Source organism: Streptomyces sp. NBC_01304, assembly GCF_035975855.1.
Classification (GTDB): domain Bacteria; phylum Actinomycetota; class Actinomycetes; order Streptomycetales; family Streptomycetaceae; genus Streptomyces.
Window position 1 is genome coordinate 10,590,827 of sequence record NZ_CP109055.1, and the last position, 12,345, is coordinate 10,603,171.

The window sequence follows — 12,345 nt, forward strand, 5'->3', positions numbered from 1 at the left end:
GCACCTTGACCGCCATCGACCCCACCGCCCACCTGACCGCCGATCAGATCGAGGAGCTGGGCCGCGAGCTGGACGCGATCCGCGACGAGGTGATAGCCGGCCGCGGCGAGAAGGACGCCGCGTACATCCGTAAGGTCATCTCGGCGCAGCGCAAGCTCGAGCTGGCCAGCAGGGGCGTGCTGTTGTTCTCGCTCTTCCCGCCCGCGTGGGTGCTCGGCACCGCCGGCCTGTCCGTGGCGAAAATCATGGACAACATGGAGATCGGTCACAACGTCCTGCACGGCCAGTGGGACTGGATGCGCGACCCGAAGATCCACTCCACCACCTGGGAGTGGGATCACGTCTCGCCGTCCGAGCAGTGGAAGCACTCGCACAACGAGCTGCACCACACCTACACCAACGTGATCGGCAAGGACAACGACCTCGGCTACGGCATCATGCGCGTCGACGAGGACCAGAAGTGGCACCCGTTCCACCTCGGCCAGCCGCTGTGGAACTTCCTCAACGCCTGCTTCTTCGAGTACGGCATCGCCGCCTACGACCTGGAGCTTGGCAAGAACCTGCACAAACGCCGCCGCAACAACCCGGCCTTCCGCGCGCGGGCCAAGGCCGTGGGCCGCAAGATCCGCAAGCAGGTACTCAAGGACTACGTGATCCACCCGCTCCTCTCGGGCCCGTCGTTCCTCCCCACGCTCGCCGCCACGTTCACCGCGAACCTGGCCCGCAACATCTGGTCCCACTCAGTGATCATGTGCGGGCACTTCCCCGAGGGCGTGCAGGTCTTCGAGCGCCACTCGATCAAGGGCGAGACGCGCGGCCAGTGGTACCTGCGACAGATGATGGGCTCGGCGAACATCAGCGGCAGCACGGCCATGCACTTCATGACCGGCAACCTGTCGCACCAGATCGAGCACCACCTGTTCCCCGACCTGCCGAGCAACCGCTACGCCGAGGTAGCGGTGAAGGTGCGTGCGCTGTTCGAAAAGTATGAGCTCCAGTACGTCACCGGGCCGCTGCCCAAGCAGGTGTTCTCCGCGTGGAGGAAAGTCTTCCGGCTCTCGCTGCCGAACCAGAAGCCCAAGGCCGCGACGCCGGACCGCGAGCAGGAACTCGTCGCGGCCTGATTCCCGGTAGGGGTTCGGATCGTTAGGGTACCGGCGGGACCGCCCGGTCCGCTGAGATCCGTTGCGGACGGTGGGCGGCCGCGACATCGGAGCGTACGACACGGGTTCCGGGCGGCCCGGTGCCCGGCTGCGCTGCCTGGACGTGGCAGCAAACGCTCAGCCCGGCTGGGTACACCGATGCACCTGCTAGGGGTACTCGGCTGTGATCATCAGGTTTGGTGGACATCAACTCTCTTGTGGCAACGGGGCTTTCGGCGGGTTTCTGTCGAGGACGTGACGGATAGCGTGGATGCCATGCTGGTCACGGCGCGATGCCGTCGTCAGACGTGCTCCGTGCTCCGTCCAGAGCGGCGGACGGGGCGTTGTTATGCAGGGGTGCTGAGCGGCGGGTGTTCGAGCACGCGGGGCTTGTACTCGACCAGCTGGATGCGGCCGTCGAAGGTGCGGTGTTGGGTCATCTCGAGGGCAACGTCCGGATATCCGTCGTAGATGCGTTCTTCGCCTGTGGCTCCGGTGATCACGGGGAACATCACGACCCGGAAGCGGTCGACGAGTCCGGCTCGTAGCAGGGACCGGCACAGGCTGAGGCTGCCGATCGTGCTGAGGAGCCCCGGGCCGCTCGACTTCATGGCGCGGACCGCCTCGACGGCGTCGTCACGGACGAGTGTGGAGTTGGCCCACGTCAGTGGCTCCTTGAGTGAGGAGGAGAACACCACCTTGGGCGCCTGCGTGAGTTCGTCGACGGATGCCTCTTCTTCGGGCCTGAACTCGTCTTGGCCCTGGGGGACCTGGCCTGCGGCGAAGCCCGACATCAGGCGGTAGGTGTTCGCTCCCATCAGGTAGGTGGCCTTGGGTTGTTCGCCGAGCCATGCGAGGTACTCCGGGCCCTCCAGGCCCCAGAACCCGGGCCATCCCTCTCCCGATGCGTGGCCGTCGAGGGAGGTGATGAAGTCGACGAGAAGCTCCGACATGGCGGTGTCCTTTCCTACGGTGTCACGAGCTTGGACTGGCCGGAGGTCACAAACTCATCGGCCGCGCAGTGGAGCAACGAGGAAACCCGTCCCACACCTGGAACCCGCGACGAGGCATGGTCAGTGACTTGTGTCATGAGACGCTGTGGCATCACAAGTCGGCTCAACGGCCCCTGTGGGATTTAGCTGAGGTCACACCCGTAGGGGAAGCCCGTCGGCAGCACTGGGCCACCGCGCCCCGCACAGCTCGCTTCTGATCAGGGCGATGTGGATGTCCTGGGAGCTGAATCCGGTCTCGAGGCCAGCGCCGCCCGGCGGCGGTTCGAGCAGCTGCTCTACACCAAGATCGCCGCGCCGCTGGCGGTCGCAGACTTCCCTCTCTCGCCGGACGCTAGCCATTTTCCCGGCCTGGCAGCGGTGCGCCGTCCAGGAAGGCGTGATAAGCATCTGCGGCGTCGGGCTCAATCTCGGGGCCGGAGGGGCCATAGCGGGTGTCGGTGCGGTCCCGCTTCGGGCCGGAGACCCAGAACTCCTCGCCGGTCGCAACGTCGTAGAAGTTGGCGTCGGACATCCCCTCTGCCCGGCGCAGAGTCTGCCCATGGAAGTACGCAGTGCTCCAGGTCTTGGAGAAGTCCACCCAGCCGATCCAAGAAGGGCCCCGATCGGTGTCGTAATCCGTCTTGAGCTGCACAAACATGATGCGTCGAGGCATGTATCCAGAGTCGCAGAGATCTCGTGGAACCGCATCTATGCCCAGCACTTTCACAACAGGCCCTAGTTGCGGACGTATTCGTCCTTTCCTGCGGCCGAGGCTTTGGACGAACGCTTCGAGTGATCGCCGATGCACTGACCGTCCTTCGGGGCGGAGGGTGGACGGACCATCGGGGGCATGACCTGGGTTTCGGGCGGGGTGCGCGTATCCATGGTCCGGGTCATGATCTACGCCGCCGCACACTTTGTCGGAACGAGCGCACCTCGTAGATCCATGTACACGTTAAGCGCGGTTGAGTGCGCCTTCTTTACCGGGCGAGTGCGGAGAACACTGAGGTCACCGACGCTATCCGTCAGTTTTTGTTGACTCGGTAGTTGAGCCATCGCGTATGTCTGGCGCCCTTGTGAGGCTTTCCTCCCACGCTTGACGGTGACTCGAACGTCGAGCAGACCAAAGGGAGTTTCATGGCTGTGTCGTGCAGTTCGACGACAGTGTGGGGACCGCGGAACACCATCGCAATCGAGGAGACGGTACCTGCGGCGGTCCCGTTTCATCACGTCCATCCTCGGCTGTCTCTGGTTCTTGGGATCGGCGATAGGCCGATGGCGGCGCCGTATGCACTGCCTGAAGGTGCCGAGCGGTATCGCCGCTGCGCATCGACCGCAGTGAGCATTCCCCTACACCTACACCTTCACCCAGGCCTGGCTGGAGAGCCAGGTTGCCGAACTGCACACCTGGCGCAAGGTCGCCGAGTCCACCGACCACGACGACCAGACAGTCGATGTCCGATAGAAACTCAGCTGCCAAGCAGATCGCTCAGTCATGCCGACAGTCATATCTCTACGAGATCGCGTTACGGCCTCTAACGGTCGGCGAGCTGGTCCTGGGTGTCTTGGCAGCCGCTTTCCCAGTCCCGGGTGTAGGCGGCCTCGATGTGGGAGGAGGCTTTCGCGGCCAGGCGGGGCCGGTCGCATTCGAAGGCGACGGTTATCTTCAGCTTCGCCCCCAACTTCGGCTTCTCGTCGAAGTGGAGGGAGACGGCTCCGGTGGCGGCGGCCTGGTCCAGGTATGGGGTGTGCGGCGTGGCGGATTCGGTTACGGCTACCAGGGCGTTGGCGTAGATCCTCGGCTCGTCACCGGGCTGCGTCGGGTTCTGCGGGGGCAGGCCGGTGTCGATGGTGGCCGGGCCGTACACGCTCTCCGTGTCGGCGAGCGCCCGCCTCAGCCAGGCCTGCCCGGCCTGATAGGCGTCCTTCTGGGGGTCCTGCTCGGCGAATATCGACTGCACGACGATGCCGACGGCGAGAGCCGCGACGGCGGCAACCGCGGCGCTGGCCACTGTGGGCCGCTTTCTGCGGGTCATGAGTAGTGCCTCCCCCTGGGTGGGGGCTCACGGTACGCGGCCAACTCCCGCCCGATGAAGGCCGGATCACCCTGCCACCGTTTGGTCCATGCACCCTGACATCAGACGCTTTAGGCACACCGTGAGAGTGGAAACCACCCCGATGAACCCTGCCCGCAAGCTGCACCACTAGCAGCGCCACTAAACGATGAACCTGATCGCCAGCCCGCCTGCGATACCGAGGACGCAGGACGGCAGGCCGACGACACGACGGCTGCGACGATCGACCACGCCCGCCCCGCGGGCCCCTACCGCTTCGTCCGCTGACGGTGTCCACCGCCTCGATCAGGACGAGTGGACTGGCCGGACGCGGAGCAGTTCCGTGTGCAGCGTGGGCGTGCCGTCGACCGGCGCCGGGTCCTCGGGAGTGGGCTGGATGCCGCCGGCGGCGATCGTGTCGAGAGTATCCAGGCCGGTGGCGCCGACCGTGCCGAACACGGTGTAGTTCGGCCGCAGTGCGGAGTCGCCGTACACGACGAAGAACTGCGAACCGTTGGTGTTCGGGCCTGCGTTGGCCATGGCCAGCAGGCCGCGCGCATAGACGCGGCGGGCGCCGGTCGGGTCGGTCGGCGCCGGGGGCAGGTCCACCGGCAGCTCGTCCTTGTACTTGTAACCCGGCCCGCCTTCGCCCGTACCGGTCGGGTCGCCACACTGCAGGACCTTCAGCGTGGGATACGCCGTCAGCCGGTGGCACACGGTGCGGTCGTAGAACTGGTGCCGGGCCAGATGTAGGAAGCTCTGCACGGTGCACGGCGCCTTGGCGCGGTCCAGGCGCAGGGGGAGCGGACCTTGGCTGGTCGGGACGGCGACATCAACCGTGCCACGGCTGGGGGTGTGCCGCGGGTCGGGCGGCAGGGGCACGGGTCGTGCCGCAGGCTCGTCCGGAGTCTTGGTGTACTGGCAGGGGCCGTGCGTGACCGCCGACGACGGCGGGGCGGCCGCAGTGGCTATGCCGCCTGTCGATGCCAGTATCGCCGTCGTCACCAACGCGGTTCCCAATGCCCTCTTCATCCTGCACGCCCTCTCGTTGATCGACGAGTGCCGGAGCCGTCGCAGTCTAGAGCCGGGAACCGCCACCGGGAACCGGCCGGCACTCCCGCACCCGTTGGCTCCCAACTCGCCCACAGTCACACCTGGTTGCGTGGAGGAGGTTGGGGTAGAGCGGGAGGGGCGATGTGCCCCCGGGCACCCGATGACCGACGTAGCTCTCCGTCCCGCCACCCGGCCGCCCGCACAGCTTCGATCGAACCCTGGTAGCCAAGTTGGGCGGATCGCTAGCCTCTGCCTATGTGTGCGCTGCGCAGGGTTCCTCCGGCGGGTGAGGAGATCCCCCGCGAATTCCGCATCGTCCTGCCCGACATGCGGCTGTTCCTGGACGACGTCGAGGACGTTCACCGGCTCCTGGGCGAGAGCTGCGACGCGGTGTCCCTGCATGCCGGCAGCGCGCTGGCCGACACCTCCGACGACCTACGGGGCGCCACCGCGGCCGAGCTGCGGGACGTCCGACTCCTGTCCCAAAGCCCCGACATTGTCGTCCAGTTGGGGCGGACCTCGGTCATCTACACGACGGACGGCCGTGCCGGGGCATGGGAGCTGGCGGCCCGGGTGGAGATGCTGCTCAAGCCCCACACGGGCGCCGACAGTTCGGGGGCCATGCCGCTCTTTGCCTTGCTGTGTGCTCTCGCCGTGGTGGGAATCGAGCAGCTGGTGCAGTGGCAGTACGGCGCAGCCGCGGTGGCCGGCCTGTTCTTGCTGGCCATCGGGATCAGAGTGAAAGCTCCCGGCCGGCGCAGCCGGGGTGGCAAGGTGGTGGTGGAGCCCCTACGCCGCAGCGAGGCCTACGATGCGGCGCGCGAGCGCAAGCAGCAGATCCGCATCGCGCTGGTGACAGCGTCGGTGAGCATCCCGGTGGCGCTGGTGGCTGCTTGGCTGACGGACTTCTTCGGCCTGAAGTAGCGGCAACCGGGACGCCTTCCACCGTGTCGCGGAAGCTGAAGTGGACGTCGGGCTGTACGGCTTGAGGGACGGTGTTCTGATTCGGCTGCTAGAAGTCACGGGCGATCAGTCGAAGGTCCTCAGGCGCTGGCTCGAGGGCAAGTCGGTCTAGTGCTGCGTTCCTCAAAGAACGTACTGGTAGCGGCGTCGCCAGGGACGGGTCGGTGGTGCTGGGCGGCCCCAGATCCAGGGCGCGGTCCTCGCGGATCGCGCCTACTCCTCCCGCGCGCTCCGCGGACACCTGCGCCGCCGGGGGATCCGTGCTGTCATTCCGCAGCCCGCCGATCAGATCAAGCATCGCCTGCGGCGCGGACGAGCGGGAGGCCGCCCACCAAGTTTTGATCCTGAGACATACAAGCAGCGCAACACTGTCGAGTGATGTATCAACCGCCTCAAGCAATGGCGCGGGTTGGCCATGCGAACGGACAAGCTTGCCATCTCCTACGAGGTCCCTCTTCACCTCGCCGCCATCCTGATCTGGACTCGACCGCGCAATGTCGAGAACTCCAGCTCGAAGCAGTGACTTCGGGCTCGATCGCGTCACGCATGGCTACTCGCTGACGGCCTCAATCTGCTCCCAGTCCGTGGGCGTACCAGGGCCCCCGTAGGGGGCTACGTACTGGTAGAGCGTTCCTTCCGCAGGCCCTTTGGGCAGGGCATCTCCAGGCCACACGGCGTCACATTCGTCGCAGACCCACAGGCGGCGGTTGTTCTTGATCAATCGGAATGCCGATACGTCACCGACATTGCACCGAGTACACAAAGCCACGAAACGCCCCCTCTCGCCAATCCCACTGCCACGCAACTATCCCAGGAAGACCTAAGAACCCTGCACCGAGCTACGCGTTCTGCAGTCCAGGAGACAGCTCCTAGCCGGACTCCACATCGCGGGCATCTTCCTCTGGTCCGCGAGATGGGGCCGTCTCCATGGGACCCGCATGCACGCCTGATCGGCCGGCGGGAAAGACTGCGCAGGTGCTGATCAGACGCGAGACCCCCGCCGACCTGTCCGCCGTCCGTGCGGTGACCATCGCCTCCTCCTACAAACCGCACGAGGCGGAACCGGTAGAGGTGATTTTGCGGGACGAATTACAGAAGGGCGATAGCTGGATCCCGGCGCTCTCGATGGTGGCCGAGGAGAAGAACGGCTCGATCATCGGCCATGCTCTGTGCACCTGGGGCCGAGTCGGTACCGTGCGAGTACCGAACCTCAGCCTGCTCGGTGTTCACTCCGACCATCGGCGCCGCGGCTTCGGAACAGCCCTGGTCCACGCCTCGCTCGCTGCAGCGGACGCCCTCGACGCCCCGATGGTCGTCGTCCTCGGCGACCCCGACTTCTTCGGCCGGTTCGGCTTCCGGCCGGGCACAGACTTCGGCATCGTTGGCGAGGAACCGGCCTGGGAGCACCTGTTCCAGATCCGCACCCTGACCGCTTACGACCCTTCCGTGCAAGGCGAGTTCATCTATCCGCACCCCTTCGGCAGCATGTGACGCCGACGTGTCACCAAAGCGAGTCCGGCCTGGCGCGGTGATCCAAACGAAAACGCCCTAGCGGTGCAACTTCGATCGCAAAACCAGCGCTGAGGGCCCGGCGCCCGAACGGCAGCGCATACGTCGGTACCCGAGCGGCCCGGTGGCCCGGAGCCTGCACGGGCATTGCATGGTCGGTTGCCAGCGATGTCCCTCGTCGAAGTGGGGTGCGGTTCCTCCAAGGGTCTGGGTGACAAGCACGATTGGCCTACTCCGCTAGCTCGGCCAGCCATGGATGTCCGGGGTGTGTGTGCTCCAGCCACTGGCTGAGACGGCCTCGGCGCGCTCGATCCATCAGTGGCAGCATCGCGTCGAAGTCTGTCTGATCCTTGGGGCGCCTCGCCTTGGCTTTGAACAGCAGCACCAACTCTGGCATCAGGTAAGGGATACCGTCTGCTGTCCGCTCGATGATCGCGTCATGCGGCAGACGCAGGCGTCGGTCCCGACGGGCGCTGGACACCGCACCGGTGGCGCAGGGGAAGGAACGGTATCTCTACTTCGCCACTCCCTTTGACGAGCCGTTCCCCTTGCTGTTGGCCACCGACATGGCGGACGGGGACCGCGAGGGAGCACTGCGCAAGCTCGCACGCGCCGACAGCACCGAGACCGTCCAGCCGCCCCTGGTCTCCGACTTCGCCACAGAGCACTACGGGACGGGCTTGCGCTCCCTCAATCACGTAGAAAAGGACGGCGAGATCGGGCTCAACATCTGGTATGGGATCCGGGACGAGCGGCAGGGCGTCGACGTGATGGCCATCGTCTCCGGCGAACCGGAACGGCTGCTCGCGGCCAAATGTCGCGGGTCGCGGAGCATGAGCAGTTGGTGATGCTGTGACGTGCGGTGCTCACTCTTGATGAGCCTCTGATGGTGGCGGGTAGGGCGGGAAGCCGGTGGCTTGGTTCTGCTGTTTTGCTGGCTGCAGTTGAAGTTGCTCAGGGCGAGCGCAAGCTGTGCTGATCAACTGGGCCGTCGGGAGGGCGGTCGACCGCTGGGGTGTCCTGGCGGTGTCTTGTTGTTGATTCCTTGTGCGCGAGTTGTCGTTGATGGCGGTTCGGTTCTGCTAGCCCAAGACGTGGGTCTTGTTCGGTGGCAAGCATCAGGCGGTGCAGCCGAGACGTCCGAGAGGAGATGCGGATCGCTGGTGACGGCAAGGTTCATGTCCTGAAGCTCAGTTTCACCTCAGGAATGGTCTGTTCACGTGAGTGGCGCTGTGCGCTGGGCCACCATGCGTTGCATGAAGCCGAAGATCAGGCGCCTTGCTCTCGTCGTCGGGGGCGTCGTCGCAGCCCTTGGGTACGTCCTTCTGCTGTGGCGGGGGCCGTGGTGGATTGACGGTGCTCACCTGCGGGAGAAGGGTCTGCAGCCGGCCGACGGTGTCGTCATCACCGGTTTCCGGACCATGTTGGTCGCTGTTGGGGCTGGGGCGATCGCAGGGCTCGGTCTCTACTACACCCATCGCAACCACCGGCATGCCGAGAAGCTGTACGAGCACGGCCAGGAGCAGTTTGCCCACGTGCGGGAGAAGGACCGTGAGCAGGCGGAACTGACGCGCGAGGGGCAGGTCACCGAGCGGTACGTCGAAGCGATCAAGCTGCTCGGGTCCAGCAATCTCCACGAACGGCTCGGCGGCATCTACAGCCTGGAACGCATCATGAACGACAGCGAGAGAGACCACGGGATGGTCGTTGAGGTCCTGTCGGCCTTCGTGCGTACCCCGCCGCCTGAGGGGAGCCGCTCGAGCGGTGGTACGGGTAAAGGTGCGGACGAGGGCTCGGCGGAAGCGCCGCGCGATCTCCTGGCTGCCGATGTCACTGCGGCCTTGACCGTTCTTGGACGCCAGCCGGTGCGGCAGGACGATCTTGTGGTCGACCTGCGGGGGTCCCGCCTGGCAGGTGCCACGATTCGCGGTGGGAGCCTGCAGGGTGTGAACCTGCAGGGGGTCGACCTCACGGGTGCCCGCATCGAGGAAGTAGGGCTGGCCGGCGCCCAATTGGGGTCGGCGACGCTGACCGGGGCCAGTATCTGGAAAGGCGACTTGGCCTATGCGATCGCTCCGGGGGCTGACTTGACCGGGGTGCATGTCGCGGATACGAAGTTCACGAACGTGGTCCTGTCGAACGCGCTCCTGGTGGGAGCGGACCTTTCGTACGTTGACCTCAGTCATGCATTTCTGCACGGCGCCGATCTGACAGGCGCCGTCCTCACCAAGGCGGTTCTGCGGTATGCGAGTTTGGAGCATGCCGTTTTGAAGGGGGCGAAGCTGGAGGGCGCGGATCTAGCGCATGCTGACCTGGTGGGTGCGAAGCTCCCAGATGCAGACCTCACCGGGGCCGTGCTGAGCAGGGCCAACCTGGCGCACGCGGACCTTACGGATGCCCGACTTGCTGCGGCCGATCTCAGTGACGTCCAGGGGCTGAGCATCCGCCAGTTGCTCAAGGCGCACATCAGCAGCGACACGAACCTGCCTGAGAAACTGGCCGATGACCCGCAGGTCCGGAGACGGATCGCCGAATGTGATGCCGCCGAGACGAAGAACGGTCCCGACGGAGGGGCCGATGGGTAGCGTCACGACGGCCATGTCAGGGGCTCGGGACGCTGTGCCCGGTATGTCTTGAAGAGCCGTCGAGCCGACTGCAGCAGCGGTTGTTGCAGTGCTGTTCGGCACGTCCTCGCAGGTGACAAAGGGTGATCACCTGAGCGCTGTGCGTCGGTTGTGAGATGTTAGGTTACGCCGATGGGGGAGCGGTGGGCTGGTTCGTGGGGATGGCGACAGCCGCCGACACCGTAGGCCGTCGTGGCTGTCATGCCGGCATGGCAGGGGAACGGTCCGTCAGTACAGGCTCGACCGCAAGTGGGGAACGTGGCGCAAGCAGGGTCGCATTCGGCGGCAGGCCAGATGACCGGATACCTCTACCAGTGCGAACTGGCCCTGCTGGAACTTGCCCGGCGCAGCTGGGACGACATCACGGTCGAAGTCCGTATGGAAGTCCTCGACGACATCGAGTTCCTGCGCGAACAGACGGATGATCCACACGAACTTCTGCAGTCCAAGCACCGTGAGAAAGCCGGGCGGTTGAGTGAGACCGGCAAGGACTTCTGGCGTTCCGTCGCCTCGTGGATCGACGCGCTGAGCGCACTGGATCGTCTGTCCGCCGGGAGCATGCCGATGCTGCGGCTGGTCACCACTCAGCTGGCGGCTGACGACACCTTTCTGTACCAGCTTCGCGCCGGCCCCGAGCGCTCCGTGGACGACGCCCTGGCCGGCATGGAACGGGTCGCCCGGGCTGACGATCCCGGCAATACGGCCGTGGACCGCAGGAAGTTCATGGAGCTCACGGCCGCTCAGCGCTACCGGCTGGTCGCCGCCATCGAGATCAACGACGCGTCCCCGCTGATGTCAGACCTCGACTCTAGTCTGGCCCGGATACTGGGGATCAGGCCTGGCCAGCACGCCCGCGCCGTCCTCGAGGACATCAAGGGGTGGTGGTACGGCGTGGCCGTCGAGTTGTTGGACAAGAACCGTGCGCGGGTCTCGGTCACCGCCCAGGAGCTGCAGTGCCGCATGGAGGAGATCACCGACCGATTTGCGGGAAAGAACCTGCCCATCACCGAGACGTTGCGCCGTCTCACTGATGCCGAGATCGCCGCGTACGGGGACGATTTGGTCGTTGCCCAGATGCAGTGGATCGGTCTGAAGAACCGCACCGTCGCCACCCACCTGCGGGACTACCACTACGCCCGCGCTCAGCGCTCCGTATGGCTGCGTACCTTCAAGATCACTGAAGAGGGGCTTGAGGACTACGAGCGGCGCCTGTGGGACGAGTGGGATCACGTTTTCACCCGGCACACCGACGACGTCGAGGACGATACCCCCGCGGCGCAGCGCAAGACCGTCGGCAAGCGTGTCCTGGACGACACCATGGACAAGGCTGCCGACATGCCCGCCCGGCCCGGCAGCACCACCGAAGGCTGGATCGGCCGCGGCACCATGCACAGCCTCGCAGGCCGGGCACAGAACGCCGGTGACGATGAGTCCGTCGGCTGGCACCCCGACTACCCCGACCTGTGCCAAAGCCACAACGAGTCGCAGGGCCAGTGACCATGACCAACCATCGCGTCCCCGAAGCGCAGGCCCTGCTCAACACGGCCTTCGGCGCCTACCTTTTGGCCACCAGCGTCCACGCCGCCACCAAGAAGGCCGACCGCCCCCTGCCCTGGCCCAGCGCCTTCCTCGTCCTGCCGTTCGTGCTGCCTGCCGACACCCGCAAGGACCTGCCCGCCCAGGCTGTCCAGTCCATGGCCGCCTGGCTCACCGAACACCCCCAGCACCAGGCCGCCTTTGCGCAGCGGGCCGCCACACTGACCGAATACACCCGAGCCAGCCTGCGTACCGCCGTCCGCCACCACGCCCTTGAGGTCACAGAGTCAGGGCTGTGCTGCCCCCGTACGCCAAAGGTCGCCTCGGCGGCAGCGAGCGAGGAAGTCGCGGACTGCGCCCGCCGCGCCGGCCTTATCGGCCGCTGGCTTGCCGTCGTCGAGCCCGCCCTTGCCTTCAACCTTCTCGGCGTCCGCCCCTGACCACCTCTCCACAAAGGAGCCCCAGAACCACC

Annotated in this window: 11 protein-coding genes and 2 pseudogenes; 8 read left to right on the forward strand and 5 right to left on the reverse strand. The window is 65.9% G+C overall.

Going from position 1 to position 12,345, the window contains the following annotated elements:
* Positions 1-5: 5 nt before the first annotated feature.
* Entirely contained in the window at positions 6-1,124 is a 1,119-nt protein-coding gene (locus tag OG430_RS47240; protein WP_327358918.1) for a fatty acid desaturase family protein, read from the forward strand.
* 365 nt (positions 1,125-1,489) lie between these two features.
* On the opposite strand, the gene OG430_RS47245 is transcribed toward OG430_RS47240, so the two are convergent.
* The 4 genes from OG430_RS47245 to OG430_RS47260 all read right to left on the reverse strand — a co-directional run bounded on the left by OG430_RS47245 (position 1,490) and on the right by OG430_RS47260 (position 5,193).
* Positions 1,490-2,095: a dihydrofolate reductase family protein gene (locus OG430_RS47245; RefSeq protein WP_327358919.1), complete on the reverse strand. Its 606-nt coding sequence runs from the start codon at positions 2,093-2,095 to the stop codon at positions 1,490-1,492.
* Between the two features lie 391 nt (positions 2,096-2,486).
* A complete protein-coding gene (locus OG430_RS47250; RefSeq protein ID WP_327358920.1) occupies positions 2,487-2,807 on the reverse strand; it encodes a hypothetical protein in 321 nt (106 codons plus the stop codon).
* Positions 2,808-3,669: 862 nt separating this feature from the next.
* Entirely contained in the window at positions 3,670-4,170 is a 501-nt protein-coding gene (locus tag OG430_RS47255) for a hypothetical protein (RefSeq protein ID WP_327358921.1), read from the reverse strand.
* 324 nt (positions 4,171-4,494) lie between these two features.
* Positions 4,495-5,193, reverse strand: coding sequence for a peptidylprolyl isomerase (locus OG430_RS47260; RefSeq protein ID WP_327358922.1), 699 nt, complete (start codon positions 5,191-5,193; stop codon positions 4,495-4,497).
* Between the two features lie 303 nt (positions 5,194-5,496).
* On the opposite strand from OG430_RS47260, the gene OG430_RS47265 reads away from it, so the two are divergent.
* The 3 genes and pseudogenes from OG430_RS47265 to OG430_RS47275 all read left to right on the forward strand — a co-directional run bounded on the left by OG430_RS47265 (position 5,497) and on the right by OG430_RS47275 (position 7,695).
* The gene (locus tag OG430_RS47265) at positions 5,497-6,165 is read left to right on the forward strand and encodes a hypothetical protein (protein WP_327358923.1); all 669 of its coding nucleotides are present in this window, start codon (positions 5,497-5,499) and stop codon (positions 6,163-6,165) included.
* Positions 6,166-6,370: 205 nt separating this feature from the next.
* A pseudogene (locus OG430_RS47270) lies at positions 6,371-6,727 on the forward strand (transposase); the annotation flags it as partial.
* Positions 6,728-7,179: 452 nt separating this feature from the next.
* On the forward strand, positions 7,180-7,695 hold the full coding sequence (locus OG430_RS47275; protein WP_327358924.1) for a GNAT family N-acetyltransferase: 516 nt from the start codon (positions 7,180-7,182) through the stop codon (positions 7,693-7,695).
* A gap of 247 nt (positions 7,696-7,942) precedes the next feature.
* Here OG430_RS47275 and OG430_RS47280 read toward each other — a convergent pair.
* Positions 7,943-8,185: pseudogene (locus OG430_RS47280) on the reverse strand (hypothetical protein); the annotation flags it as partial.
* Positions 8,186-8,201: 16 nt separating this feature from the next.
* On the opposite strand from OG430_RS47280, the gene OG430_RS47285 reads away from it, so the two are divergent.
* From OG430_RS47285 to OG430_RS47300, 4 genes are all read left to right on the forward strand, one after another.
* Positions 8,202-8,561, forward strand: coding sequence for a hypothetical protein (locus OG430_RS47285; protein ID WP_327358925.1), 360 nt, complete (start codon positions 8,202-8,204; stop codon positions 8,559-8,561).
* A gap of 408 nt (positions 8,562-8,969) precedes the next feature.
* The gene (locus OG430_RS47290; RefSeq protein WP_327350295.1) at positions 8,970-10,298 is read left to right on the forward strand and encodes a pentapeptide repeat-containing protein; all 1,329 of its coding nucleotides are present in this window, start codon (positions 8,970-8,972) and stop codon (positions 10,296-10,298) included.
* A gap of 333 nt (positions 10,299-10,631) precedes the next feature.
* Positions 10,632-11,834, forward strand: coding sequence for an ABC-three component system protein (locus OG430_RS47295; protein ID WP_327350294.1), 1,203 nt, complete (start codon positions 10,632-10,634; stop codon positions 11,832-11,834).
* Between the two features lie 2 nt (positions 11,835-11,836).
* A complete protein-coding gene (locus OG430_RS47300) occupies positions 11,837-12,313 on the forward strand; it encodes a three component ABC system middle component (protein WP_327350293.1) in 477 nt (158 codons plus the stop codon).
* Positions 12,314-12,345: the final 32 nt, after the last annotated feature.

Excerpts from the sequence above, each read along its gene's own strand:
- OG430_RS47245 (WP_327358919.1), bottom strand. The coding sequence starts at position 2,095 with ATGTCGGAGCTTCTCGTCGACTTCATCACCTCCCTCGACGGCCACGCA.
- OG430_RS47250 (WP_327358920.1), bottom strand. The coding sequence starts at position 2,807 with ATGCCTCGACGCATCATGTTTGTGCAGCTCAAGACGGATTACGACACC.
- OG430_RS47255 (WP_327358921.1), bottom strand. The coding sequence starts at position 4,170 with ATGACCCGCAGAAAGCGGCCCACAGTGGCCAGCGCCGCGGTTGCCGCC.
- OG430_RS47265 (WP_327358923.1), top strand. The coding sequence starts at position 5,497 with ATGTGTGCGCTGCGCAGGGTTCCTCCGGCGGGTGAGGAGATCCCCCGC.
- OG430_RS47290 (WP_327350295.1), top strand. The coding sequence starts at position 8,970 with ATGAAGCCGAAGATCAGGCGCCTTGCTCTCGTCGTCGGGGGCGTCGTC.
- OG430_RS47295 (WP_327350294.1), top strand. The coding sequence starts at position 10,632 with ATGACCGGATACCTCTACCAGTGCGAACTGGCCCTGCTGGAACTTGCC.
- OG430_RS47300 (WP_327350293.1), top strand. The coding sequence starts at position 11,837 with ATGACCAACCATCGCGTCCCCGAAGCGCAGGCCCTGCTCAACACGGCC.